This window comes from Pseudoalteromonas sp. OF5H-5 (genome assembly GCF_021530695.1).
Taxonomy (GTDB): domain Bacteria; phylum Pseudomonadota; class Gammaproteobacteria; order Enterobacterales; family Alteromonadaceae; genus Pseudoalteromonas.
The window spans coordinates 59,193-84,984 of record NZ_JAKGBF010000019.1 but is presented as its reverse complement, the minus strand read 5'-3'; the positions used below and the strand labels follow the sequence as shown (position 1 = coordinate 84,984).

The window sequence follows — 25,792 nt, the reverse complement described above, 5'->3', positions numbered from 1 at the left end:
CTTCTTTATTTGCTCGGCGGGCGATGTCTTCGTTAAGCACTCGCATAAACCAGCTAATATCTGCGAGCCTTTCCCTGTACTTGGCGACATGCTCATCGAATATCAATTGTTCCGATTCATTGAGTGGTTCACCCTCAACGAGCTTATGGGTTATCCAGTTGCCTTTAAACAGCTTGTGCCACCGTATCACAATCGCTTCATCAGACAGGCGCTTAGCCTTTTTATCATCAACATATAAAACAATGTGGGTGTGATTACTCATCACGGCATAAGCACAGATATCAATACAAAACACGGAGCCCAGCATCAGGAGCTTTTCTTCAACCCAATCACGGCGGTGTTCGTATGATTTGCCAGTAAATTTATCTTCACCGCACAGAAAGGCGCGCCTCACGCAACGGGAGATACAGTGATAATATTTGGTGTCGGTTAAACTAATTTGTTTTTTACGGGCAGTTGCCATAGTTTGGTTTCCTCAATCCTTTGAGTGCAGAATTTAAGCTTAGGCGGAATTTTAGGAAGGTGCAAATTAGTGATGGGTGTCAGCTATTTATTCATTCTTTGAGTGCAGAATTTAAGCTTAGGCGGAATTTTAGGAAGGTGCAAATTAGTGATGGGTGTCAGCTATTTACGCTAAGCTTAGGCGGAATTTTAGGAAGGTGCAAATTAGTGATGGGTGTCAGCTATTTAAGCTATCAGCTATTTAAGCTATTTAATTCATAGGGAGTCAAAAGTGCTCATACATGGGGCTTTTAGCGCTTGCCACATTACAGCATTGTTTAGGCTTGGAGATCACGTTATTAATATATTTAATAAATGTTTTATATATTGATTTTTTGTTTCTCCGCTGCCAGTATAGCCATTAGTAAGTTTCCGATTTGGAAACTTTAAACAATGATTATCAAGGAAATAAAATGAAACTAAGCCTTAAGAAAAGGAACATGAAAGTACTCAATAAAGACAATAGCCACGTTGTTAAAAATGTCACTTTGCAAATTGCTGGTGGTTATAATCGAGGTTATACAGACTTTTATTTTTGTGGGACAACGCATTGTCCATCTGCGTATCCAGAGTGTGAAACTATGGGGTGTAACGCGTAACCTTGCTCCATAGTTGGCGATTACTCATCAATTCATAGGTTTGTTCTGAATCTCAAACTTATGAATTGTAATTCAGTGCATTCCTATTTTATCAAACACCTTCCAAAGTGCCTTTGCGTGTACTTGCTACAACACAGAAAAATCACGACAAGTAGAGATTGACTCTCTGAGTGCTTTAAATATACGTCACTTTTATATGTTGGGCTTTGTATCGAACACTCTTTTGTAGTATGGCTTTCAACGTTTTACTCTTTTTTGATTGGTATGTTATATTGTATCAATTGCGGGCGAGCATGACAAAGGAGAAAGCGTGAACGTAAAAGTACAGTCGCTTGGAGACAAAGCAGCAATTGGGTTATCTATGTTGTGCTTAGTCCACTGTTTAATATTACCTTTTTTATTACTTGTACTTCCTCCCTTCGCGGGTTTATTAGCGCTCTCTGATGAAGCTTTTCACGAGTGGTTACTAATAGCAGTAATACCTATTAGCGTTTTGGCCCTTGGGTTTGGCTATGTGCGGCATAAGTCAGGTCTTGTTGTGGGCATGGGGTTAGTAGGCTGCACATTCTTGGTGCTAGCAACTATTTTAGGTGAACAACGCGGAGAAACCTTGTTCACAGTGCTTGGCTCTATGCTCATCACCTACGCTCATCTTCGAAACTATGCGCTGCGTCGCAATTTTCACTAAATAAAACCCTATTTGGAGTTACTATGAATAGCCTTATGCCTATAGAGCCGTTGCTTGACGTGGACTCAGTGCATCATCAGCAGTCAGAACATGCAACTGTGTTAACCAAGATTTATGAGTCCAACACCAATATTGTGATTTGGCAACATGCATTATCACCTGCTTTGAAAGCAGAGTTTGGCCACTACTTAGAAACAGCAAAAGAGATAGAATTAGCGCTACAAATTGCGACTAGCAATATCACTTGCGAAGTTAGTGATCCGTTAAAGCAGATGAATTTTAGCGATGCGATGGTGGCGCATATTATTGAAATAGTAGATATGTTTAGCTGTTTATTTGAACTTCGCATAGTTGGTTTACGGTTAAAAATGCTCGAGACTGCAATGTGCCCGAAATTTCATGTTGATAAAGTACCTGTACGACTGGTGACTACACTAGCAGGCGCTGGCAGTGAGTGGCTTAGAAACCAGCATGTATCAAGGGATGGCAACAAACTGACTGTTGTCCCGGAAGCAGACGCAATATCACTAGCCTGTGGGGATGTGGCATTATTAAAAGGCGAGCGTTGGGAAGGCAATGAAGGCCGTGGCTTAGTGCATCGCTCACCAGCAGTAGTAACAGGGGAAAAACGATTGCTACTGACATTAGATTTTATCGCATAGACTGGATTTATTATGACAACAAAATTAACTGCATTTGTATTTAGCGCTATTTTTAGCCTCTCGCTTTTGGGATGCCAGTCAGAGCCTACAAATATCGGTACTTCCGCGGTAAGTGGCCAAGCAACCGTCGCTCCGCTTAAAATCGCGACTTGGAACATGGAGCATTTAGCATATCCATCGAACACAGGGTGTAGGCCTCGTGATGAGCAGGAGATAAGCGCACTGCGCGATTATGCAAAAGGGCTTAATGCAGATGTTATTGCGCTGCAAGAAGTCGCATCGGTTAAAGCATTAGAGCAGGTCTTTCCAAGTAGTGAGTGGCAATTACTGATTTCAAGTAGAGCTGATAGCGCGACGTACGACTGTAGAGGAAGTGGCAACGTCTCTACACAGCAGAAAACCGCTTTTGCAATTAAAAATAGCCTTGCCTCAAGCAAAGTGGATAACGTGAGCGAACTTAGCGTGGATGTTGAAGGGCTAAGACATGGTCTAGTTGTGACCTTAGATACTCAGTTTGGTGAGCTTTCACTGCTTAATGTCCATCTTAAAAGCGGCTGTTTTGTTGATAACTACTCGACATCGGATAAAAAACCCTGTCGATTGCTGGCAGAGCAATTACCAGTACTCAAGTCCTGGTTGAAGAAACACGCAAATAGCAACACCATTGTGTTGGGCGACTTTAATCATCGTTTAAGCCATGGCGACAATCAATTTTGGCAGCAGTTAACCAAGCACCAAAATAACGCCTCTACACCTTTGATAAATGCAACTAAGACGCTGACAGGTTGTCACCCTCGTTACCCTGTGCCGATTGACCATATATTACTGAGCAACAAACTTGCAAACACGGTAAAATTCGCCCCCAGCGTACACTTTTTTGCGGATATGTCTGAAGAGAAAATGCTCAGCGATCACTGCGCTATTTCGGTGTCAATTAGCGTGCGTTAAGACTGTTGCTAGTTGTACTAAAAGGGAGCGCATATAGCCAACCGCTGCCGTGCAAATATTATCAAGGTCTAATCAACAAAAAAAGCAGCATCTTTAATGGCAACTTTAGTGTTGAAATTAGACCTTATTTGCTTTTGCTAACGGCTTCTGTTGTCGTGATTGGATAAAAGGGTATGAGGCTTATCTAACGGCATAGCAGGGCGACACTACGCCTTTGATCCCTTGGATCCAGTATAAAAAATTACCGAGCCGAGAGAATTAAAACAACATTTAAGTTGTCTTGAAGCGGTCATGCCTGCAATATCATGTTTGGCCTATGATAAAAATATTGTGTATTAGGGCCTGTTGCTAACATAAGCAGCTATTTGACAACCGCACTTAATGAATAACTTAAACGAAAGGAGTGTGCTATGCCATCCGCAAACTTACTTGCCTTGCTCGATGATGTCGCTGCGCTAACAAAATTAGCCGCAACCAAAACCGCTCCGGTGTTAGGAGACGATCTCGCCGTCAACGCAGAGCAACTCTCGGGCGGGATCAAACCAGATCGGGAGCTTGCAGTGGTATGGAAGGTGTTTAAAGGCTCCTTGCTAAACAAGTTTATTTTAGTGCCCGCTGCTTTGGCTTGCAGTTACTTTGCGCCGTTTATGATCCCCATTATGCTAATTTTGGGGGCGCTGTACTTGCTGTTTGAAGGTGGCGAAAAAATTCTCCACGCTATTTTTCACCGTCGGGAACAACAGCAAGAAACCGATGAGTTTGTCAAAGCGCTTGAGGATGAGCGTGTTGACTTAGTCGAGTTTGAAAAAGACAAAATCAAGGGCGCTATCGTTACCGACTTTGTTCTATCGGCGGAAATTATCATTATTGCGCTGGGGGCGATTGCTGATCAGCCTTTTGAAAAGCAAGCAATAGTCCTTTCGTTAATTGGGCTTGCACTGACAATCGGGGTTTACGGAATCGTGGCCCTGATTGTTAAGCTTGATGATATTGGTTTAGCCATGATTAAGGACGCAAGTAAGACTACACTTGCAGCGATAAAACGTGGGGTGGGTAAGGGGCTGCTTTATTTTGCTAACGGTCTGATGAAGTTTTTGTCAGTCGCCGGTGTGCTGGCAATGCTTTTAGTTGGCGTTGATATTTTGGCTCACCAGTTCCACTTACTTGAAGAAATTGTTCACGCTATTGAAAATCTGATCCCTGCATTGAGCTGGCTTTTGAGTATTATCGCCAAGCTTGGGTTGGGTGCAGTGATTGGTGTCATTATTGCGGCGGTGTTAAGTCAGTTGTTGGCAATGTTTAAAAAAGCATAAATATCTATATCGCAAGTAGCCGTATATTTCAGGGCTACTTGCAGAGCCTTTCGATTACCTTCTAATCGGCACTTGCTGGTTGACTGGCTTTTGCGGTGCTTCATTGAGGTTTTGTGGTAATAAACGTTTGGCTTTACGCTGCTCCCGTAGCGTAAATTGCAGCGCTTTTAAAATCCGCGCATCCAATGGCGTTTCGCAAAACGGGCTTAACAGGTTGTTCTCTTCCGTCGGATCTTCACTCAAGTTATAACACTCGTATTCACTGGGAATGAACTGAGTGGTTGTTATTCCGTCTGGGTTGCTGACGCCAATGACATTACTCACAGACGATTGCGTGGTAGGCTCATCGTTACCACCAAGATCAACTAAATTCGGGTCTTGCTCATAGAATCGAGCGTTATCAAAATAACGCACAAACTTCCATTTCGTATCACCGCTGATATCCGGTAGTTGCGTTATTACAGCTTCGATATGGTTCGGTTGGATAATACTATTGTAAGCTTTACCGGTAAGCATATTCGTCATATCACTGCCAACTTCGATGTTGTCATCGGTCATAAAGTAAATGGCTTCTTCTTTGGGCGACGCTTCACCTAAAATGACGTTGGCTAGGTTTCTGCCAACGAGTGGCTGTGCCTCACTGTGATCTTTAGCAAGCTGAGTACGAGTTTGCTCAATATCTATATCCGCTAGACCAAGCAGGGTAGGCAGTAAGTCGATATGTGATGTGGTGATATCAAGCTGCTTAGGTTGATTGAAAAGCACAGGATTAGAAATAATAAACGGCACGTTTAATACTTCTTGATACGCGGTGTACCATTTTTGATGTAGACCGCCGTGAGCACCCAGTAGCTCACCATGATCTGAGGTAAAAATGACAATAGTATTTTCATAAAAAGATGACTGCTTTAATGCGTTAAATACCTGTTCTATATGCTTGTTCACTTCTGCGATAAGGTAGTAATAAAACTGTCGATAGGTTTCATCTGGTGGCTGTGGTAGATACATATGCGGGTACATAAGCTGATAGTCTTTTTGGCATCTAGGCTTGTCCATTAAGCTTTCAGTTTGGCTTGGGGCTGGCGCAACACTTGGAAGGTTACCGGCTTCTTTTTCGGCATAAAAGTTGGAAAACCAATCTTTTTGTCCCATTAATACAATGTCATGAGGGTTTACGAATGAAGAAACCAGTAAAAATGGTGTTTGGTCGCCGTTTTGTGCCTTTTCTTCAAGTTGTTTAAGGGTTTCACAAACTTGATTGGCAAATCCCGGATCTCGAGACGTACCTGAATTGTTCTCTGCAGCGCCATGAGGTTCAGGACCTATCCATTGACTAAAGCCAAACTTATCTAGACGCTCTGCGCGCTCATAGAGAGCTTGTTTTGCTGGGTAAGGCTCTCCAGTTTCAGAGTTACTATACAGCGCTTGCTGACTTCCCGGCACGATAATATCCTCATCGGAGAGGTGCCATTTACCACGATAATAGGTTTGATAACCCGCTTCGCGAAACCAAGAGCCCATGGTTGGCACAGTATTGGGAGTCAGCCAGAACATGTTTTGATCAAATGACGACTTGCCAATTCCTGGAGTTTGGCTCACGCCGTGTAGGGATGGATATTGTCCCGTGTAAATGGATGTTCTACTTGGTGCGCATGCCGTCGCTGCTGCATTATGATTCATGAATTCCATGCCACAGCGGCGCATTTCTGCCATGCACGCACTGTGCTTGAGTCGATACTCTTTTGCTTGTGAATTTTCGTAAGGCGGAGGGAAACGCTCTTCATCTGTGGTAATGATTAGAAAATTCGGTTGTTTGCCATTAATCTTCATTACAATCTCCTTTTAACTTGCACAGGGCAAATGCCCACGGAGAGTGTAGTTGAAGATCCTTAGGTATTTGCGTTTTATGTAATTTAATTGTTTTTTATTTTAAATAATGTGTAAAAACAACATTCTGTATTTTCTCAACGGCGAATAGAAAAAAGGCCTTATCGGCCTTTATATATGCTTTGGTATTTGGTGAGTTACCAATCGCCTGGGTCGCCGCCATCTGAGTCGCTGATCTCTTCGTAAGTACCGCCGGTGTCAATACTCAGCTGTTTAAGAAACTGAAATGTAGGGGTACTAGATACCGACTGAGATGCAGATGAAACATCTAATACATACATCTTATCTTTATTAGCCAGAATATTTTGCACTGTGCCTGTATAGATTGTGGCATTGAATTGCACTGGTGGTAGCTCAAACAGGTATCTAGAGGTTACGCTCGTTTGCCAATTTGAGCCGCCACAGCTAGAGACTGGACTGTCATTTTCGCCGCCATCAGTAGAACCATACACTCTTAGCAGTGCGCCATTAGCGGCTTCCGTTGAGTAATTTGCTCTTAACTCATCAGCGCCATCACACATAGCTTGTGCAAGTGCAGTTAGCCCCGAGCACCCTTCTGGATCTAGTTGATAGAGTGCCATCATTGCCGCATTGAAACCGACAAACCCGTTAGTTAGAGATTGAATTTGACCGCCACTAGCAAACGTTTTCACATTTAACTGTTGGCCATTAATTGTGGCATCTAGAAAGAACTTTGATACTTTTTGCACTGCCTGTTGCTTTGAGAATGAACATCGGCTTTGTCCATCTGGGCGCAACGTGTTCATTGAACTACTGCGGTCTAAAAAAAGCACGCCATAAGATTCAGGCGCAGCGAGCGAATTGAAACTCGACATTGTGGTTGCCAATGCAATGGCAGATACTAAGATTTTCATCATTGTGAACTCCATGTCAAAAGATACCATTTGCATTATCTAATCGGAAAACCTCAAGGCTGCGACAAGATATTGTTCAAATGGTGTAAGAAGTATCTGGCTGTACTGCTGATGCAGATACATGATTTGCGCAAGTAAATAAAATGAACCTAGTTGGTTGCAAATTTGTTGCGCAGCGTAAGGGTAGGGTAGATTCTGATTTTATCCATTACACCACATTACAGCGATAATTTATTTTTAAAACATAATGTTACATTGAATTGTGAAGTAAGTTTCAGTGTTTTCAGTATGTTATGTTTAGCTGCTTGATATTATAGCGGTTGCGATTTAGTTTCTAAAAAATATACAGTAGGATGAAGTAAACTGTATTCAAAAGTACGAAATAATAAAAACAATGACAGGAAGTTTTATGAAGCGATATCTATTTTCTCTTTTAGGTTTAATTGCAATCGTCGCTGCTGGTTGGAAGTTTACCCAGTACCAGTCTCATTACACTTCAGATTATGTTGATGTAGTGTTGTCTTCACAAGTGCTTAATGAAGATCGAAAGGTCTTTATTCGCCTCCCAAAAGGATATGACAAGGCACATAGTTATCCACTCATTATTCGCACCGACGGCAACTTTAATCTCGCGCGGTGGGATGAGGTACTAAGCAGCCTTGCCGAACAAGGTAGGGTAGAAGATGCCATTTTAGTGTCTATTCCCAATCAATTTTGGACTGAGACCCGCAACCGCGACTTAGTACCGCCTTATGCTCGACAAGATGTTGCGATTGAGGCTCGTCCAGAGAGTGACAATGATCCTGCCATTTTTGGTCGTGCAGATCGTTTTTTGCAATTTGTTGAAAGCGAGCTGTTACCCTATTTAGAAGCTAACTACTCAATTAACGACAACCGTGTGTTAAGTGGGTTCTCTGCTGGTGGAAGTTTTGTACTTTATACCATGGTGACTAAACCTGCGCTTTTTGATGGCTACTTTGCTTTTAGTCCTGCTGCGTGGTATGACGACTCGGTTGTCGTAAAAGAATTCGCAAAAAGCCTAGCCAATATTCAAGGCAAACCTAAGTATATTTACCTCTCCATAGGCGGTGCTGAGAATGACATCATTACGGGGTCATTTCGCGGTTTATTAGAGGCACTTGAACAGCATGCGCCTGCCAATGTGCGTTGGGGACACAGCATTAGCGAGGGCGCGGGGCATTCACAAAATCCAGTGGTTTCCGTGCCACTTGCCTTGAGTGAGTATCATCACTTTAGAAAAAATCAGTTAATGTAAGTGTTGCAATGCTTTGATTTCAGAGAGCAAATGTTTTTGTTCACTTTCACTTAGCCCTTCAAGCTTAAGCATGGCTTGGTAGGTCTTTAATAGTGATGGCTTATCTCCTTTTTGCTGATAAGCCATGGCCAATTGCTGCAGTGCATTGAGGGACGCTGAGTTGTGCTGGCTCACAAAGCTGAACAGGTTGATGGCCGCAGTGAAGTTACGTTCGAATAGGGCGCCATACCCGAGCGAAGTCAGTGCGTCGTAGGGGTAAGTCTTGAGTCCGTAAAGCGATTTAGCGATGGCAACATGATTTTCCAGCTGAGTGACACCCGCGGCCGCTACCTTCAAGGATGGCTGATAATGGTTAAAGAGGTGCTGCAGACCATGATAATAGCTTGGGTAGACGACGCTCATATGGGATTCGCCGCTAAAGTGCTGCGCTTTGAAGTCAATTCCATTTGGCTTTCGCCAAGCATCATTAAGACGTTGAAATGGCTGCGTTATGATTGCGCTTTCGTCAGCCATGCTGATGTAGATACACTTGTTGATTAACGCTTTTGCCAGTAAGTCATTTAATAATCGCTCTTTATCCCACCAAAGGCTTGGACTTGCCAACATCACACCATTAAATAAATCGGGTTTTTCAAGTAGCGCATAGGTTGCAAACAGCCCACCGAATGAGTGTCCTGCTAACGCGCGATAGCCTGATGTGCGATAATGCTTGTCTACGTAAGGGATGAGTTCTTTGTCGATAAATTGCAGTAGCATTTCTGCACCGCCCGGATTTTGCTGCCGTGTTGGACCTGCAAAATGTCCCAGTACCGCAAGGCTACCTTTGCGATAAGACGGGGTCAGATCTCGAGTGCGGTGTTCGTTGGTTTCGATGGCAACAATGATAAGTTCCGGTATTTTATGTTGTTGTGCCAAGAAGCGAGCCGCTGAAGCGGTATGTTCAAGATTGCTCTGGCCATCAGTTAGATATAACACTGGATAGCCTGTATTGCCTTGCTCATAGCTTGGTGGCAGGACGATATGAACCGTTCTTTTTTGCGAAAAATAAGCGGACGAAAGCTGCAGTGTCGAGTTCGAATCTACTGATTTATTAGCAATAGCGCTACCAATTGACAGCAACGTAAAAATAGCCACGATAACAATGTGAGTAACTAACCTAGCTTGCATAACCGCTCGTTCCTTGCTTAAAAATCATCACTAATTTAACACGAGTCAAAACGACAAGGAACGAGTTATATAGCAGCGCCTAGGAATTATTTGTGTTGTCTTGAGCCTTCTAAGGTCACTATTACTCCATTCTCATTGGTGTTTGTGTCTTCTTAAGTAATTTAGAAAAGATAGGTTTTAAGCAAAAAAGAGAAAACACTGAAACGATTGCCATCACTAAAATGCCAACTAGTGGAATAGCATAACCAAAGGTAAAACTAGCACCGACCACGTGTCCCAATATGCATTCTGCGCGGTAGATTGGATAAAATAATCCAGCTATCAAAAGTCCTAAGGCTGTATACATGGTGAGGCTTTGATAACCGAACTCCCAAAGGGCTGATTGCAACAAGCTAAAGAGTAACATCACAAAGAATGCGACCAAAAACTCAGTAGGAATAACCACGGGTGCTGTTTTTTTAATGCGCTCTGTGCCAATTGCTTTATGTAGCCGCAGTGCAGTAAGCCAAGCTAATACGGGAATTATGATAATGCCCCATGCGTTAGATACTGCTGGAAAATCAGCTCTGTGAAGTAAGTGGTGACTCACTATTCCGCCATTTAAATGTTGCCACATCAGCGTTAGTATCACGAGCAAGATTGCCGATGTAATTAGGCCTTTGTTGATTTTGTTCGCTTTGACTGAAAGCATGTTTCTACTCCTAACTGATTAAACTGTAATTTAACTAAAAAAGACGGCTGAAATGCGTGGCCACCACATCATGACAGCGGCCGCGCAGACACCAATCGCGGTGATCACAAAACCTAGGCTCATCATCACCGTGATTATCCAAACCGGTGCGCTGACGTTGGTTTGGCGTTTTGCCCAAAAGTAGAGCTCTGCGAGTACCATTGGTAGCAGATAGCAGGCAAACGAAATAAATATATCGACAGGGCCATCTAAGGTTGCGGTATTGCCATTGAAGCCTTGATTGACCATGTACCAACCAAACAAATAAAGACGAAACGTCCACACCCCATTAACCAAGAAAAAACTATGTGCGGCATAACGTTGATGTGCGGCGATATTTTTTTGTATGGCAGCGCGCCAAGCAAAAAATATCGCAATGGGAATTAATATACCGTTGAGTGTTATCCCAATGGCACCAACATCGCTTAGCCTAAGACCGGTTACCCAAGTGAGATATAACCCTGTGAGTGCGCCCGAAATACCGAGAATAAAAAATACGCGTCCGTTGTAGCGATGAAAGCGTGGAAAGCGTTTTCGCACCGCAGGAATAAGCTGTAATAAACCGTTGGTGGCCAAAATCACAGCGGGTAAAACATGACTAAAAAACACCTTGGCATCTTTTGTGTGTCCACTCGCCGGTGAAACCGCTGCACTTTGCTCTGTGAGTCCCACGATAAGCGGGATGGCATATAGGCCTAAGATATAAACAGCAAACATCCATTGCCCGAGCAGTGCGACACACACCCAGCTCTTTGCGGCACCATTCAATACGCTAAAGGGACTAAAGAAAACCCCTGTTGTTTTGGTCAGATTGAGGGAAGACAAAATACTTATCCTTATAAATCAATAAACTTGGTATATAAAATGACAAGGTTTTGCTATCTCGTCGCTTTGATTTTGAAAATCAAAGCAAAGAAAGTAGGCCGAATTTTAAAAATGCTGGTGTTAAGTTTACTTACAAAGTTAATTTGAATGCTTTTGGTGTGGCTGTTAGAGTTTCTGCGTCTATCAATATTCCTTCAATCGCCATGACTATTGAAAACTATTACCTACTTTTGCTTAGCCTATGTTGCACTTTGGTTGTTGCTCAGCTTTTTGTAAAAGAGAAAAAAGCAGCACATTTACTCTTTGCTTTGGTGTGCGGCTCAATAGCTTTGGCCACCACCAAAAAGCTGACGCAGGACTCCTTAAATGGATATCAGTATTTAATTGGCATGGGCGCTTGTGTGACCTGTAATGGGTTTTGGTTGCTTGCAAGGGCATTATTTAGAGAAAAACATGCCATTTTAAAAAGGCATATTGTGTTTGCAATCGCCATTGCTGCCTTAGTCGTGTGGCGGCAAGGCTATTTGTTTATCGATAGTCAATTACACATGGCTGCTAGCGGATTAGTTGAGTGGCTTAACATTGCGGCGTATGAGCTTACTTTGTTGTTGTCATCTAGTGTACTCATGCTGGCATTTTGGGAAGGGTGCCGAGGGTTCTCGCAGTCTCAAGGGCAGGAAAAAGCACAAAGGGTGCTATTCTTATCCGCTTATTTTATTTGCGTCGCAGGCACCAAATTAGTCGAAAATCGCTTTGCCGATAATCGTGAGGTTCAAGAATGGGCAGTGACAAGCGCAGCTATCCTCATCATATTGACGGCGCAAGTGTTACTGTATTGGCGATTTTCATCTCAACGTACAATTACATCTGTTAGGTGCGTTGAATCAAACGAGCCAACACAAACCGAGGATGATATTGCGCTCCAGCAACAGGTGGAACACTTTCTTATCGAGCAAAAAGGTTTCCTCAAAGAAGGGTGAAAAGTCGCTGACTTAGCTCAGCAATTTAATGAACCTGAATACAAGATAAGCCGAGTGATACGACAAAACCTGCAAGCGCGAAATTTCAGCCAATTGGTCAATGAGTTGCGGGTTGAGCATGCCAAAGTGCTGTTACAAGACCCCGCTAAACAGCATTGGCCAGTACTTGTCGTTGGACTGGAAAGTGGTTTTGCGTCGGTTGGACCATTTACTAGAGCATTTAAAATCGCTACGGGAACCACGCCAAATCAATTTAGAAAGCAAAATAGCCAAACGCAAGTGCTACGTGAAGCACAAGAGTAAGTGGCGATTAATCTAGCTTAGTCAGTTTGTATTGTAGCTGCTGAATAGGCAGCTCTATCGTCTGTGGGTCAAGCTCAGGCGTAATATCACTGACCGGAAAGACGTTATCTATTTCCACCGCATTCGCGATAGCGTTAGTATCGGCATTGGATAAAAAAGTAAGTTGGGTGTAATCACTGGGCTGTAAGTCATACCGAGCCAGCGTTGCTTTTAAGTCTATGCTGTATTCGTATGCAGCTAACAGGCTACCTGCGTTATCGTTGTATCTGCAGATCCGCCATTGATAGCTACTTTCAATAAACTCCAGCGCCCAAATCCCACCTTTATCTTGGATCATTTGTTGTGGTTGTTGGCAGGGCTGTGGTAGGGGCAGTAAACGGCTATGAGACCAAAGCCCCTCGTGGTTTTGGCACAATAAGTCGCCCTTACCAAGGTCGATAATATGCGGGCTTAGACCATATTGGCAGAACTGGGAGGCGGGAATGAAAAAGGGATCGCTGTGCTTGTTAAACGCGCCAAACGCAATATAGCCCATTAATACCTCAGTGTTGGTCATCCAGCCAAGGTAAACATATTCATCATCTTGCCAGTTTATTGATGCGATTTTCCCCTGTTTAACGGTGTTAGTCAGCGTGAAGTGGTCGCTTTTACCATTAAATGTACAAGTCAAACTGCCTTGTGTAGCGTCGATGTTGCATGATTGCTGAGCTTGCTCCTGTGATAGCGGCTTTATTTTAGAATTTGGCGTTTGATGAGTTAGCGCGGAGGTGAACTTAGCCACAGCAGACAACAGGCCGGTTTGATCTTGTTTAAAACGACATTTAGGCTGTATCTTTGAGGAATTGAGCACGACACTACCATCAAGCACAGCAAGCTCACAGCTATTGGCTATGGTACAAGCCGTGAGCAGCATAACGCCACAAAAGGCAATCCAAGTGTTTTGCAAATCACAATACTCATCAATCATCAGCTACATCCTATAAACATAGCTGATAACACCTTGATTAAGCAATATGTGCAGCAATACCCGATTTTCCCATGGCGACTTCGGCTTTTAGTACTTGGCCGTTGATGTAATCGCCACTATTTTGCTTTCGATAGGGGATTGGCTGTTCACTAAATACGTGTGTTAAGCGCTCTGACCAATTAGCGATTTCATCAGCTATACGTTGATTAGGCTCGCCTTTTGCGTCGAAAATAACATGGTTTTGTAGAACGTCCATACCTGGGAAAAACAAAGTCCCGTGCGTGATCGGAAATAGTAATTCGTCCATTGTGCCGTTTATCCCTAAAGGAGAGTAATCCTTATATCCACCACCTGTGGTTACACAAATTAACGCTCGTTTTCCCTGTAAAACTCCCTCGCCGTAGCGCAATTGGTTCCCTTTGTTTTGATAACCGTAAGCAAAGCCATAGGCATAGACTCTATCGAACCAGCCTTTAAGTATGGCAGGCACGCTGTACCACCAAAGCGGAAAATGAAAAATAACCAAGTCGGCAGCCAGCAATTTTTGCTGCTCTTGAATAACGTCTTCGGTTAGGGTGTTTGAGTGATATGCCTTGCCAGACGCTGCAATAATCGCAAGTGGTGCTTGAGAGTCATCTTGCGGGAAGTCGGTTGCGTCAACCACAGCCTTCCAGTCCATTTGGTATAGATCTGAAGTTTGAACTTGCAAGCCCATGCGCGTTAAGGTTTCGACACTTGTTTTGGCGAGTGTCTGGGTTAAGGAAGTCGGCTCTGGATGTGCCGATACCACTAGTGCGGATTTGGTCATGATAAGTGCTCTGTAACGAATAGGAGTTGTTACTATCTCTGTAATCTTGCTATAAATGAAATTGAATATTTTTACCCTAGGTATAAATTAAATGGATAGCAAAAAGGTGGACTTAAACCTGCTTCAGACTTTGGTGGTGCTACTGGAAGAGTGCAATGTGACCAAAGCGGCAGATAGGCTGAACCTCAGCCAGCCAGCAGTAAGCACTCAGCTAAGTCGGCTGCGCGGGCTATTTGATGATCAGTTATTAGTCCCTATTCATAAAGGCATGCTACCAACTGCCAAAGCGCTTGCTTTGCTGCCGGAACTTCGCGCTGCGATGAAGCTTGTAAGTAACGTGTTAGTAGAGCATCAAGACTTTATCCCTGAAACGGCCAATTTAACCTTTAAAGTGGCATGTACCGACTATTTACAGCTGGTGGTGATGACAGAGGTGATACGGCGTTTAAAAATAGCTGCGCCCAATATCAAGGTCGTGCTTTGCCACTTAACAATAGCAACACTTGCAGCCCAGCTACAACACTCAGAACTCGATTTGGCATTAATGTCGCCGGAATGTGGGCCTGATTCGTTAAGATTTAAAACCTTATATCAAGAGAAGTATGTCTTGATTGGCAGAAAACACCATCCACAGCTAACGCCAGAAATGACAATCGCAGATTATGTAAAGCTTGAGCATATTGTGGTGTCTTTTGAAGGAAATAGCACCTCAACATTCGTTGATTCAATCTTGCAGCAATATGGTGTATCGAGGCAGGTAATGACGTCAGTGCCCTCATTTTTATTGGTGCCGGAACTGGTGAGAAATACCGAGTTGGTTGCACTGATTCCGGCTCGTCAGGCATCAAAACTCGAAGCAGATTTTACCCTCGTTGAAAATCCGATACCTGACTGTGCTTTTGACGTCGCTATGGTGTGGCACGAAGTACAGCATCAATATCCTGCACTTCGTTGGTTACGAGCGTTTATCAGTCAGACTATGGCTGAGGTTTGTTAGTTATTTCGTCCAGCTCCTCGGTTGGCTCACTATTTTGCTCATTGTCGTCGAGTTCATCGTCGTTATCGCGAGGCGTGTCTTCGTCAACGACAAGCAGCTGTTCGTGTGCTGTTTTTTCTTCGATACGCGGGTCCATGGTGGCTGCGAGCGGTGAGCTGGTAATATCAGAAGTCGCAGCAACATAGTCGCTAGGCTCTGGTTGCTCAGCTTTTTGTCTGGCGTTGATAAAGTGGAGCAGTAAGAACATGACAACGGTTAGTGCGCTTAACGAAGCATATAGGGCTTGATGACCAAAATGGGACATGATCTGTGCAATAGCGGCCGAGCCAACACAGGCACCTCCGCCAAATGCCACCAACAGTGCAGAAGAAACGCCAACACGGTCTTCATCATCAACGCGGGAGTTTGCTAGTGCCGAAGAAAGTGGATACATGGTAAATGCGAATAACCCAAAGCCAAAAGTCAGCCAGAGACTGTAGCTTGGACTCAGTGGAAGCAAAAATATACAAAGAGAAATCAAACCGATAAAAACAGCGTTACTGCGCAGTAAGATACTTCTGCGAACTCGGTCAGAGATAATGCCCATTGGCCACTGCGCAAGCAAACCTGCAAAAATCGTTACCGACATATACATAGCAATTTCTTCGGCATTAAATCCTGACTGGCTGGCAAAAGTCGGGGCAAGGCCATAAAAACTACCATTAATCACTCCGGCAAAACAGACCGCAGTGAGAGACTGAGGCACTTTTTTGAAGTAGGTAAACAGACTTACTTGAATAGGCTTAAGTGGCTTAGGGTGGATCCGCCTCGTCGTTGAAATAGGGATAATTCCAAAGGATAAGGCAGCAACAATTAAAAACAGCGGCGCATAGCCAAGCTCAGGAAAATTAGAAAGCGCAAATTGCCCTGTTACCATACCGAGGTAGGAGGTGAGCATGTAAAAAGAAAATACTCGTCCCCGCTGCTCAGGCGCTGCTTGTTCATTTAGCCAGCTTTCGAGCACCATAAAGTTACACATCATGCCAAGACCCACCACAAGTCGTAGTCCAAGCCAAAGATAGATATTGTCACTCACCCCATGTATTGCTACGCAGGCTGTCACTGCCGCTGTGCTTGCCGCAAACGCGCGAATATGTCCAACTGATTTGATCAGGTGATAGCCTAATTTGGCACCGAGCAACAAACCTAAGTAATAAAACGAGGTAAGCAAGCCAATCCAAAACGTACTGACGCCGTGCTGGCCTAAATAAAGCGCTAAGTAAGTAGTCAGCAGGCCTGTCCCACCGACTAAGAATAGATTTGTTAAATAAAGCGATGGAAAAGATTTCATATCGACCTTGGGACTCATTATGGATTTGCGTGTAACGCTATAATAGTAGGGGACAAATAGTTTATTTCCAAGCAATCTTTGGTGTTTGGCTTAGGTTCTACCTAGTACATTTTTGTTCAGGTTTTCAGCTTGTGGCTGGGGGGATCTGATAAGGCGTTGAATAACGAGAGTGAGCCTTCTTTATTTAGGGCTAGCATTTAAAAATAACTGTGCTCAAAAACCAAAGTAACGAGTGCATAGGCGGAGAAAATGTATGAGTTAAAGCTCTTTTAACTAATTGAAATAGAAAGTTACTTTTTTATATTTACTCCAATTAACTAGCAGGACGTATAAACTGAGCTAGTGCGGTAGATTCTTTGCTCAAGTTTATAAAGGAGTAACAGAATGCGTTTCAATTTTTCGCAGCGAGCAATTTATATTCAGGTCTTTCTAGCATATCTTGGAGCTATTTTAGTACAGCGACTAGGGTGGGAGTTAGCAGGATGGTTTAGTGGATCTCCACATTGGCGTAACTTTACTGAGAATTTACTCGGTGTAGTGTTTGTCATTTTGATTGCTAGATACTTAAAAGTCTGGGAAAAAATATATTGGTTAACCGTAGATGCCAAACAATACTGGTATCTTTTTGTATTGCCACTGGCATACGTATCAATCAATATTTCTCAGTGGTACCCGCATTCGTTTTCGGAAATTGCTATTGGTAGTATCTCAACCCTTTTCACTGGAATTTTAGAAGAGGTGTTATGCCGAGGTATTGTAGTGTACATATTACTTTGCTGTTATGTCAGTGGTGGCGCTCGGCGTCCAGTGTTGAAAGCTGCATTCTTCTCTGCGCTTTCGTTTGGTATAGTTCATTTGGTGAACGTGTTTGAAAAACCGGATTCAATTGGTGTAATAATTGGACAGGTTATTTATGCGACCTTTATTGGTATGGGGTTTGCGGCATGTTACCTAAGAACTAGAAGCTTAATTCCGCTTATTGTTATACATATACTCATTAATTGGTTTAGCTTTATGGGTCATGATCCTACGAAGGCTGAAGCTGCCTCTTTTATTGCCACCGTTCCTGCTATCATTGTGTGTTTTCCGCTGTTTGTTTACGGCGTGATGATCCTTTATAAATCGGAAGAAGCGGTGCTCAAGCGTTGGTTAGTGAATAAGGAAGTAAATTGATAGATTGGAAGACCTTGCCGCTATTTATTGCCAGTATTTTATACATACTACTTGCTGTGCGACTAATGCGATTGAGGTATGCTCAGCTTGATGATGAGCATACCTCGGGTCACCTGATTGGACTGTTTGTTGTTTTGGCTACTTTGTTGGCGGATGAGTTTTTTGTTCAAAACAGACTTTTGACGGAAGGTCAGGGTTATTGGGCGTTACTTATTACCAGCCTAAACCTAGTACTCGGGCCTTTGACCTATTTATATGCATCGGCACTATGTAAACGTTTTAGTTGGAGTAAAGTGGTACTGCACTTAAGTCCGATTATGATGTTTTTCATACTGAGTATTTGCGCTCAAAAGATATATCCAGAATTACAGCAAAATAGGTTGTTTCTCACTTTTTTTAGTTTACTTTTTTTGGGAAGCTTATTGCCATATCTCATGTTTACGTTTGCACTATTGAAGGAATATCTCGACTCTATTAAGGCACACTTCTCAAACGTGCAACGTCATGATGTTAGCTGGTTTAAGTGGTGGCTCTACTTAATTACGGCGATGGCGATTTTAGTCTGTACATCGCCATTTATGCCTCAGCTCTTTTGGCTTGATACACATTGGCTGTTGTTTATTTTTGCTCTGTTACTAAGCACCAAAGTTGATTTTATTGCTCCTTCTGCAATTGCCCCTTTAGATACTCAAGTGACGGTAGAAAAGGAGGCGTTAAAGGGCATTGAGAAGGTGTTTACTAAAATAGATAGCGAAGTTAAGAAGCAGAAATTGTATCTGCGCAACGGTTTAACGCTTAACGAGTTAGCCAATGCGTGTGTGATGACTACCCACGAAGTGTCTCAAGCGATAAACCTGATCTATCATTCAAACTTTTATGATTATATGAACAACCTTAGGGTAGAAGAGTCAAAGCGTTTATTACTGCGATCACCAGCCCAACAAGTTACAACAATAGCTTATGAATCAGGGTTTAACTCTAAATCTTGTTTCTATAATATTTTTAAGCAGCGAGTGGGTTGCACGCCTACAGAGTACCGTAAAAAGTCGGTATTGAATTAGCTTAAGATGACAGGCTAGTTTGCAAATTTCAAGAGCTGTGCTTGATTGGCATTTCTACATTTTGCCAGCCTGCCGGGCTGAGTGGACTGTTGTAAAAGCCAGCTTGAAAATGAACACTTCCTTGTGTTCATAAACAATAGTGATATTTATGTGGCTTAGTATCAGTCCTGTTCGAGGAATAATACCAATTGAAGTAATACTCCAATACTTAAAATAGCTGGTATAAAAATCACACAATCAGGGCATCTCACCCTGAGCAGTTGGTATTAATTCCCCTGATTCATCTGCGTTAATTTATCACCAATGGGTTGAGAGAAGTTATAGCCATCGTATTTGTCCCAGTTAATCGACCATGTCATCACGCCACCAAAGTTCGGATAAGTCTTACTTGGTTGGATAGTGCCACATCCTGTACCTTTGGTTAAACAATCTAAGGCATTGATGATATTGCCGATAGGCGCTTGACCTGAATTTGCCGACTGTGGACCAGAAGGTAGACCGATGGCTACTTGGTCATCCCTAAGTGGTGCAAAGCGGGTGCCATCAGCAAGATCAAATCCCTCAATCAACATTTTTGCATGGGCAACCATCATGTTCACTGAGCCCTCAGGGGCGCTTCCCGGTTCGTATGGGTTAGGTAGGCCGCCATTGTTGTATAGCTGTACGTGAAGTAAATCTAATGTATCGCGTAGCTCGTTTATAAGTGGAATATAAGCGCCCCAAATACCTGAATAGGCAATCATGCCACCATGTACATAGGGATGCTCGGGGGCCATGGTAAGTACCATATTGCCACCAATATTTTGTTCAATTTGCTTTAATGCTCTAGGCAGCCGAGCTTGGATCTGAGAGCCATGCACAAGGTTCGAGCCACTCTCTAAGTCGATATCGAGCCCGTCAAATCCCCATTGTTGAATAATATCGGTGAGGCTACTAACAAATGCCGCTTCATCGGCATCCGTATTGAGGGTAATTGTGCCTTCTGCACCACCAAGGCTTAGCACAAAAACTTTACCTTGCGCTTGTAGTGCCTGCATGTCGGATTTGAATTTTACCGGGTCGATAGGCGGGCAGTTAGAGCGAATGTCTTTTTCAAATGGTGTGAAGTGCACTGTACCATTCGAATTTCTATCATTTTCAGCAAAGGCAATATCTATGATGTCCCAAGCAGTAGACATCTGATCAAGTGGAATAGGGCAACCAGCTGGATTGACAAAGTTATGCCAATAGCCAATCAGTTTGTGCTTTTTACCGATGGGTTTGTCGATGACTTGAACAGTCACGCCGCTACTGGACAGCTGATCATTATTGTCGTTGATGGCCGTGGCATAAAGTGTTTTTGTGCCGATTGAGGCCGGTGCATAACTATATTCGTAGGGTGGCGTTGTGTCTGTATTGAGTAACACGCCATCAGCATAAAACTGTACTTGAGTGATTTGTCCAACAAAAGAGGATGCTTGTGCAATCAATTGAGTGGAATTACCCAAGGTAATTTGGCTGCCGCTAGTGGGGGCGAGTAAATCAACGGAAATCGGTTTATCTGTAACATTCACTGTAATTGTTTGCTCGCTTTGATTACTTTCGTTATCCACGGCAATGGCTTTTAAACTCACCGGATTGAGGGCTGTCGGTGTCCAGCTGTGACTAAGTGTTCCTTGATTGGCTGTGGCAAGGAGTGTGTTGCCGGCATAGAGTGACAGTGTAGCAATACTGCCGTCTGTATCTTGAGCACTGACAGAGATAGTGGTGGGCGCATTGACCAAAACAGTACCATTATTGGACGGGCTTTCGAACGTTACGGTTGGCGCGATTGCACAGATCCCTAAATCGCTCCATGCATCGCTCCAATACTGGCCTGCACCTGGCTCATATGCCCATTGCGCGTTTGAGCTACACCAACCTGCAATATCACAGCGATATTTATGATTATTATGAGCGACGAGTTCACCAGCCTGGTAATTTTGTCCAGCGCTATATGCTCTAAGGCCTAGGCAGCCACCTCCCACTTTTGTTAGCACATCGATGGCAAGGTTTGCCTCACTTACCAAGCCTTGATTATCCATCGCTTTTACATTTAGTTGGTTTACGCCAACTTGCTCCGCTTGGAATTGGAACTCAAAAGGAGAGGTTGTTAGGTTCGCGACAAGCTGATTGTTCACGCTAATTTCCACTCTCGCAATAGTACCGTCGCTATCTTCAGCTGTGATGCTGATCCCTACCATATCGCCTTGATAGAACTGCTGACCGCTGGCTGGCGCTACAATGGATACGTTCGGTGGTAAATTTCCTCCGCCCGGTTTTACTGTGATCCGTGCTGATTGCGAACTTCCGGTTAGCCCTTGGGCATCGGTGGCAATTGCACTGATATCGTATTCGCCAAGTACTGCGTTCCAAGTGGTTTGAAATGGCGCGGTAGTGTCCGTAGCGATAACTTGCCCATTTACTAAGAATTCGACATAAGCCAGGTCACCATCGACATCATTGGCATTAGCGGAAAAAACAGCGCTGTCATTTTCGCCCAGCACCGCGCCATTATTTGGGCTGGTGAGTACGACACTTGGCGCTTGACCTGACCCCGTTGCACAAGTCCCCAATGACCGCCAGACATCATAAGGACCGGAGTGGCCTGCTGGATTGTCGTTCTGACTATACCACTTTGCTTCATATGCTTGGTTTTGGGACTGTGTGATATCCCCTTGTCTGTAGACTTGTTGTTCAGACCAAGGGCTTAAATTACTACAGTCGTAGGAGTTTGCTTGGCCTGCGAGGATGAGAGCACCACTCGTCCAAGCCAATCGTAATATAGAAGTTGGTTTCATACTGATCCCTTACATGTTGTTGTGTGTTTTATGAACAAAACCAAATTAGCATATAGGTAAATAATTCGTTAATCAACACTCGAGTTATGAGTAAATCTCATCGCTGCAATAACCTGAGCATCGCAATTTTAATTCGCATATTTCAAATAATCGGCTAGGTTTAGAGGGAATTTAACGGACTTTATAGGATCCATATAATGGCGACTTCTTCAATTCCCTCCGGTTATCATTCACTCACGCCTTACCTCATTGTGGCTGGTGCAGCAAAAGCTATCGAATTTTACCGAGCTGCTTTTGGCGCGAGCGTAAAGCTTCAGTTACCTATACCAGATGGAGGAATAGCACATGCGGAGCTGCTGATTGGTAACTCTTATGTGATGCTTTCAGATATGTGCCCTGATATGCACTTTAAAGATCCCTGTGAGCTTGGTGGTACGCCTGTTAGCTTGATGTTGTATGTTGACGATGTGGACACTGTGTTTGCGGGGGCAATTGAATTGGGGGCACAGCAAGTCACGCCCGTTTGTGATCAGTTTTATGGTGATAGGGCGGGAACGCTACGAGACCCATTTGGTCATGTCTGGACGATTGGCACGCATAAAGAAGATCTCACAGAAACCGAGTTACTCGCGCGTATGGCTGATTTTATGGATAAGCAACAAGATGCCTAGTTGAGGTAAGCTTATCTCATTAGATTGCAGATTTATTAATTTTTTGTTTGTTTTTGATGGTGCGTTTCTTTGAGGTGCTTGGTTAGAAGTTATTATTTAACATGTGGTTAAGTGTTGTATTTGTGGTGAGTGAATTTTAAAGTTGATTTTATTGTTAATAATGTTGAATTTTTTATTTTTTCATGGCAGCTTAAGAATTAGTGATAAATTTTGATCACTAAACGACTATTTCAAGGAAATGATAATGAAATTAAAATTAAAAAAATCAGCGTTGAAGCAACTAGATAAAAACCAAAACCTACCTTTACAGCAAACCCCTCAAGTAGCTGGCGGTGCTGAGCCAAATACCAGAATCCCATGCCGTTTAACGGAAACGTTGACTGGTACGGATTATGGTCAGTGCCGTTGTTAGTATAGTCGAGCAGTGTTTTAGGTTAGCCTGATGAGGTGGAGAATCTACTTGTTGGACTATCAACCTTAAACAACATAATTTATAAATTAAGATTAACTCAAGGATAATAAGATGAAATTGAAATTTAAAAAAACAGCATTAAAACAATTAGATAAACAACAAAGCTTGCCTCAAGAGCAAACACCAAACATCGCTGGTGGTGCGACAGGTATTCGTTGTCGTCCGCCTTTGACGGAAACTGGTAACCAATACTGGCAGTGTGAGTGTTAAGGTTAGTGATAAAGTAACTTGCATAAGCTCACAGTTAAGTGAGCTTTTTTATTTCCGAAAAGCAACCTGTTTTTAATTTATCTTCATGTAATTCAATGCTTTACGTATTTTGTAACGTCTCAATAAATTAAGCGGTTTACGCTTTAATCCAGCAGCAATTACGGTCTCTGTTGCAGCGAGTATGCGCTCGGCGCTTTTACCATCGCGGTAAGGGTGCACTTGCTGAATATATTGCTCAATACGTTCACTTTGTGCGTCGGAGAGGTTGAGTGCTTGTTCAACCGCTGCAGATAATTGGCCTGCGTCGGTAATATTGATTAAGGCATCTTGAGGTTGGTGATTATTAAAAGTGATAACCGGTTTACCAATTAATAGTGACTCATCAACGGCGCTAGAGGTATCAGAAATCACCACATCGGCTTGCTGAATGAGTGGAATAAGATTGTCATTTCCGGCGATTTCAAAGTCGCTGATGGTTTCAAGTTCTATGTACATCTGTTGCCACTGCTGTTTCGTCTTAGGATGAAACTTAAGTTGGACTTTGTATTTTCCTGATTCTGCGAGCTGTTTGATTTGTGCATGTAATGCTTCAAGCGACGTGAGATTGGGTGAAAAAGTGGGAGCGTACAGTATGACTGGCTTTTCATTCTCTTGCTTGGTGTAATCAAAATAAGGGTCGAGTTTTGGCCAGCCAGTTTCAATCACTGAGAAATAACCATGTTTTTGTGCAAGTTGGTTAAATGGCGCAGTGGTAATTGGGCCGTGAGTACAATACAAATCGAAGAAACCGCGGATCCCAAAGTGACCTTTCTTTTTATATTCCAATCCGTGAAATACTTGCACTTTGGCGCCTGGAAAAAAGTCAGGAACAACGTTTCCAGGTACAAATACTGCTCTGGGGTTAAACGCCTTGACGTCCTCTACGCTCAGTAACTCTGATTCGTCTGGTGCAAGTGAACTTGAGTTTACATCTTTACCTTTTAAAAACCATTTCACCACATCACCGTTTGCACGGATAGCATTTTGGAGGGGTCTTAGAATGGCAAAGCTATATGGCTGCTCAATGTAGAAAAGATAATGTTTAGGCATTGAAAGTCACTTATAAAATCAGAGTTTATGGCCAGCACTTGAATGGCGCAGCTAGGGCCAGAGCTATATTAAGCAAATAATACCGCTTTTACCGCATCAATACCAAACATCCGTTACTTGGCTGTACTGTTGCTGATACGTGAATGCACCTCAGTGGCTTGAGCCATCATGTTATCCATTAAGGTTTGTACTGATTCGATTTCTCGAATTAAGCCTTGAGATTGACCAATAAATTGCACGCCATGGTCTAAATCTCCGTGGATTGTGGCGGCTTCAAGCTTTTCGGTGGCGGCACCAAAGAGTGACAGCATCTTAATTTTATCGAATTGAGATAACAGTCCTAGTAGTAGCTTCCATAAGGGCATGTCGACCATTTTTGCAGCCTTGAATGATTTTATGATGGCCATGAAAAAGTTCATCGGGCGGCGCGTTGCCTTTTCAGCCATGGGGGTTTTCATTACTCGAGCATAAAGACCATCGAAGTTTTTGGAATAAATCGTCTGTTCAACGTCTTTTTCCACAACGGTATTTTTGACATGTTGATGCAAAGGGCTTTCTTTAGATGTTGCAAAACGAGAGCCCATCGCAATGCCCTCTGCGCCAAGCGCTAGCGCGGCGATAAGTCCTCGACCATCGGCAAATCCCCCTGCGGCAATTACAGGTATATTGACGATATCGACTATGCTCGGCACTAAACACAGTGAAGTCACTTCACCACCATGGGCTGCGGCCTCATGACCTGTAACTAATAGCGCATCAACGCCAGATTTTTGTGCTGCTAATGCATGCTTTTGCGTCACCACTGTGGCAATGACTTTTCCGCCGTAGGCTTTAGCTGCTTGTACTAGCCAATCGCCTTTTCCTAAAGAAAAATTGATAACAGGCACTTGCTCTTCTAATGCGACTTTGGCATTTTCTTTGGCGCCTGGCATCATTAACGTCACACCAATACCAAAAGGTTTATCGGTGAGTGCACGAATTTTTCGTATTGCTTGACGTGTCTCGTCCTGACTGAGCGGGCCCGTGGCTAAAATACCTAAGCCACCAGCATTGCTCACTGCCGCAACAAGCTCAGGGACAGAAATCCAGCTCATGCCGGGTAATATAATGGGTTTTTCGATGCCAAATAATTCGGTGATAGCAGTTTTCATCATTGTTATTCTACTGGTCAGATGTGTTTATGAGCATAGCTGGAATTTTGCGTGAAGTGAATACTGGTTGTAAGATACCTGTTTAGAAAGAGGAGCTAAGATGAACGTAGTTATATTATTAGTGAGTTTAGTCATCGCATTGGTTGTCTTGATACCGCTGTTGGAAAAGTATCAGCAGCGCTTAGGGCTAGATAAAATGCAAAAGTATGCCAAATATGTACTGCCTTTATTAATGGTGACGCTGATCATTAAACTTATCTACGTTTTGGTGGCCGGGTAACAAGCGCCGA

The 25,792-nt window shown here is 43.3% G+C and carries 25 protein-coding genes and 2 pseudogenes; 15 read left to right on the top strand and 12 right to left on the bottom strand.

Annotated features, from left to right (window positions below; all coding sequences use genetic code 11):
* Nucleotides 1-463 (bottom strand): annotated as a pseudogene (locus L1271_RS21255) (transposase); the annotation flags it as partial.
* A gap of 451 nt (nucleotides 464-914) precedes the next feature.
* On the opposite strand from L1271_RS21255, the gene L1271_RS21250 reads away from it, so the two are divergent.
* The 5 genes from L1271_RS21250 (at nucleotide 915) to L1271_RS21230 (ending at nucleotide 4,711) form a co-directional block, all read left to right on the top strand.
* On the top strand, nucleotides 915-1,100 hold the full coding sequence (locus L1271_RS21250; protein ID WP_029215937.1) for a hypothetical protein: 186 nt from the start codon (nucleotides 915-917) through the stop codon (nucleotides 1,098-1,100).
* Between the two features lie 310 nt (nucleotides 1,101-1,410).
* Nucleotides 1,411-1,788 (top strand): MerC domain-containing protein, encoded by a 378-nt coding sequence (locus tag L1271_RS21245; protein ID WP_235368740.1) that lies wholly within the window; start codon nucleotides 1,411-1,413, stop codon nucleotides 1,786-1,788.
* A gap of 23 nt (nucleotides 1,789-1,811) precedes the next feature.
* The gene (locus L1271_RS21240; RefSeq protein ID WP_235368739.1) at nucleotides 1,812-2,450 is read left to right on the top strand and encodes a DUF1826 domain-containing protein; all 639 of its coding nucleotides are present in this window, start codon (nucleotides 1,812-1,814) and stop codon (nucleotides 2,448-2,450) included.
* A gap of 12 nt (nucleotides 2,451-2,462) precedes the next feature.
* A complete protein-coding gene (locus L1271_RS21235) occupies nucleotides 2,463-3,398 on the top strand; it encodes an endonuclease/exonuclease/phosphatase family protein (protein ID WP_235368738.1) in 936 nt (311 codons plus the stop codon).
* 410 nt (nucleotides 3,399-3,808) lie between these two features.
* On the top strand, nucleotides 3,809-4,711 hold the full coding sequence (locus L1271_RS21230; protein WP_174170766.1) for a DUF808 domain-containing protein: 903 nt from the start codon (nucleotides 3,809-3,811) through the stop codon (nucleotides 4,709-4,711).
* Nucleotides 4,712-4,765: 54 nt separating this feature from the next.
* Here the strand turns inward: L1271_RS21230 and L1271_RS21225 are convergent, their stop codons facing one another.
* Both L1271_RS21225 and L1271_RS21220 read right to left on the bottom strand, forming a co-directional pair.
* On the bottom strand, nucleotides 4,766-6,541 hold the full coding sequence (locus L1271_RS21225; protein ID WP_235368737.1) for a sulfatase-like hydrolase/transferase: 1,776 nt from the start codon (nucleotides 6,539-6,541) through the stop codon (nucleotides 4,766-4,768).
* Nucleotides 6,542-6,735: 194 nt separating this feature from the next.
* The gene (locus L1271_RS21220) at nucleotides 6,736-7,476 is read right to left on the bottom strand and encodes a VWA domain-containing protein (protein WP_235368736.1); all 741 of its coding nucleotides are present in this window, start codon (nucleotides 7,474-7,476) and stop codon (nucleotides 6,736-6,738) included.
* Between the two features lie 406 nt (nucleotides 7,477-7,882).
* Between L1271_RS21220 and L1271_RS21215 the strand changes: the two genes are divergently transcribed.
* Nucleotides 7,883-8,749 (top strand): alpha/beta hydrolase, encoded by an 867-nt coding sequence (locus L1271_RS21215; RefSeq protein ID WP_235368735.1) that lies wholly within the window; start codon nucleotides 7,883-7,885, stop codon nucleotides 8,747-8,749.
* Here the strand turns inward: L1271_RS21215 and L1271_RS21210 are convergent.
* From L1271_RS21210 to L1271_RS21200, 3 genes are all read right to left on the bottom strand, one after another.
* Nucleotides 8,741-9,916 (bottom strand): alpha/beta hydrolase, encoded by a 1,176-nt coding sequence (locus L1271_RS21210; protein ID WP_235368734.1) that lies wholly within the window; start codon nucleotides 9,914-9,916, stop codon nucleotides 8,741-8,743. The genes L1271_RS21215 and L1271_RS21210 overlap by 9 nt on opposite strands.
* Before the next feature lie 121 nt (nucleotides 9,917-10,037).
* On the bottom strand, nucleotides 10,038-10,607 hold the full coding sequence (locus tag L1271_RS21205) for a hypothetical protein (RefSeq protein ID WP_095727337.1): 570 nt from the start codon (nucleotides 10,605-10,607) through the stop codon (nucleotides 10,038-10,040).
* Between the two features lie 30 nt (nucleotides 10,608-10,637).
* Complete coding sequence (locus tag L1271_RS21200) at nucleotides 10,638-11,471, bottom strand: DUF2306 domain-containing protein (protein WP_235368733.1); 834 nt, start codon at nucleotides 11,469-11,471, stop codon at nucleotides 10,638-10,640.
* Between the two features lie 50 nt (nucleotides 11,472-11,521).
* Between L1271_RS21200 and L1271_RS21195 the strand changes: the two genes are divergently transcribed.
* Complete coding sequence (locus tag L1271_RS21195; protein WP_235368732.1) at nucleotides 11,522-12,451, top strand: AraC family transcriptional regulator; 930 nt, start codon at nucleotides 11,522-11,524, stop codon at nucleotides 12,449-12,451.
* A 24-nt stretch (nucleotides 12,452-12,475) separates the two neighbouring features.
* Nucleotides 12,476-12,754 (top strand): annotated as a pseudogene (locus L1271_RS21190) (helix-turn-helix domain-containing protein); the annotation flags it as partial.
* Nucleotides 12,755-12,761: 7 nt separating this feature from the next.
* Here the strand turns inward: L1271_RS21190 and L1271_RS21185 are convergent.
* Together L1271_RS21185 and L1271_RS21180 are read right to left on the bottom strand one after the other, a co-directional pair.
* On the bottom strand, nucleotides 12,762-13,721 hold the full coding sequence (locus L1271_RS21185; RefSeq protein ID WP_235368730.1) for a hypothetical protein: 960 nt from the start codon (nucleotides 13,719-13,721) through the stop codon (nucleotides 12,762-12,764).
* Nucleotides 13,722-13,758: 37 nt separating this feature from the next.
* Entirely contained in the window at nucleotides 13,759-14,529 is a 771-nt protein-coding gene (locus tag L1271_RS21180) for an NAD(P)H-dependent oxidoreductase (RefSeq protein ID WP_010607837.1), read from the bottom strand.
* 91 nt (nucleotides 14,530-14,620) lie between these two features.
* Here L1271_RS21180 and L1271_RS21175 point away from each other — a divergent pair, with 91 nt between their 5' ends.
* Nucleotides 14,621-15,526: a LysR family transcriptional regulator gene (locus L1271_RS21175; protein WP_235368729.1), complete on the top strand. Its 906-nt coding sequence runs from the start codon at nucleotides 14,621-14,623 to the stop codon at nucleotides 15,524-15,526.
* On the opposite strand, the gene L1271_RS21170 is transcribed toward L1271_RS21175, so the two are convergent.
* Nucleotides 15,507-16,856, bottom strand: coding sequence for an MFS transporter (locus tag L1271_RS21170; RefSeq protein ID WP_235368728.1), 1,350 nt, complete (start codon nucleotides 16,854-16,856; stop codon nucleotides 15,507-15,509). The two genes, L1271_RS21175 and L1271_RS21170, sit on opposite strands and share 20 nt — an antisense overlap.
* 384 nt (nucleotides 16,857-17,240) lie before the next feature.
* On the opposite strand from L1271_RS21170, the gene L1271_RS21165 reads away from it, so the two are divergent.
* Nucleotides 17,241-18,029 (top strand): CPBP family intramembrane glutamic endopeptidase, encoded by a 789-nt coding sequence (locus tag L1271_RS21165; protein WP_102056341.1) that lies wholly within the window; start codon nucleotides 17,241-17,243, stop codon nucleotides 18,027-18,029.
* Nucleotides 18,026-19,090 carry a helix-turn-helix domain-containing protein gene (locus L1271_RS21160; protein ID WP_235368727.1) on the top strand — a complete coding sequence of 355 codons (1,065 nt, stop codon included), beginning with the start codon at nucleotides 18,026-18,028 and terminating at the stop codon, nucleotides 19,088-19,090. The genes L1271_RS21165 and L1271_RS21160 overlap by 4 nt, the downstream gene beginning before the upstream one ends.
* 266 nt (nucleotides 19,091-19,356) lie before the next feature.
* Here L1271_RS21160 and L1271_RS21155 read toward each other — a convergent pair whose 3' ends face one another.
* Nucleotides 19,357-21,909 carry an Ig-like domain-containing protein gene (locus tag L1271_RS21155; RefSeq protein ID WP_235368726.1) on the bottom strand — a complete coding sequence of 851 codons (2,553 nt, stop codon included), beginning with the start codon at nucleotides 21,907-21,909 and terminating at the stop codon, nucleotides 19,357-19,359.
* 197 nt (nucleotides 21,910-22,106) lie between these two features.
* On the opposite strand from L1271_RS21155, the gene L1271_RS21150 reads away from it, so the two are divergent.
* The 3 genes from L1271_RS21150 to L1271_RS21140 all read left to right on the top strand — a co-directional run bounded on the left by L1271_RS21150 (nucleotide 22,107) and on the right by L1271_RS21140 (nucleotide 23,262).
* Nucleotides 22,107-22,580, top strand: a complete 474-nt coding sequence (locus L1271_RS21150; protein ID WP_235368725.1) for a VOC family protein — start codon at nucleotides 22,107-22,109, stop codon at nucleotides 22,578-22,580.
* Between the two features lie 244 nt (nucleotides 22,581-22,824).
* On the top strand, nucleotides 22,825-22,992 hold the full coding sequence (locus L1271_RS21145) for a hypothetical protein (protein WP_017217813.1): 168 nt from the start codon (nucleotides 22,825-22,827) through the stop codon (nucleotides 22,990-22,992).
* Between the two features lie 111 nt (nucleotides 22,993-23,103).
* Nucleotides 23,104-23,262 (top strand): hypothetical protein, encoded by a 159-nt coding sequence (locus L1271_RS21140; RefSeq protein WP_167310207.1) that lies wholly within the window; start codon nucleotides 23,104-23,106, stop codon nucleotides 23,260-23,262.
* A 72-nt stretch (nucleotides 23,263-23,334) separates the two neighbouring features.
* On the opposite strand, the gene L1271_RS21135 is transcribed toward L1271_RS21140, so the two are convergent.
* Both L1271_RS21135 and L1271_RS21130 read right to left on the bottom strand, forming a co-directional pair.
* Entirely contained in the window at nucleotides 23,335-24,351 is a 1,017-nt protein-coding gene (locus tag L1271_RS21135; RefSeq protein ID WP_235368724.1) for a UDP-N-acetylglucosamine 2-epimerase, read from the bottom strand.
* Nucleotides 24,352-24,464: 113 nt separating this feature from the next.
* Nucleotides 24,465-25,502: an NAD(P)H-dependent flavin oxidoreductase gene (locus tag L1271_RS21130; protein WP_199539695.1), complete on the bottom strand. Its 1,038-nt coding sequence runs from the start codon at nucleotides 25,500-25,502 to the stop codon at nucleotides 24,465-24,467.
* 100 nt (nucleotides 25,503-25,602) lie between these two features.
* Between L1271_RS21130 and L1271_RS21125 the strand changes: the two genes are divergently transcribed.
* Complete coding sequence (locus tag L1271_RS21125; RefSeq protein WP_095727329.1) at nucleotides 25,603-25,782, top strand: hypothetical protein; 180 nt, start codon at nucleotides 25,603-25,605, stop codon at nucleotides 25,780-25,782.
* Nucleotides 25,783-25,792: the final 10 nt, after the last annotated feature.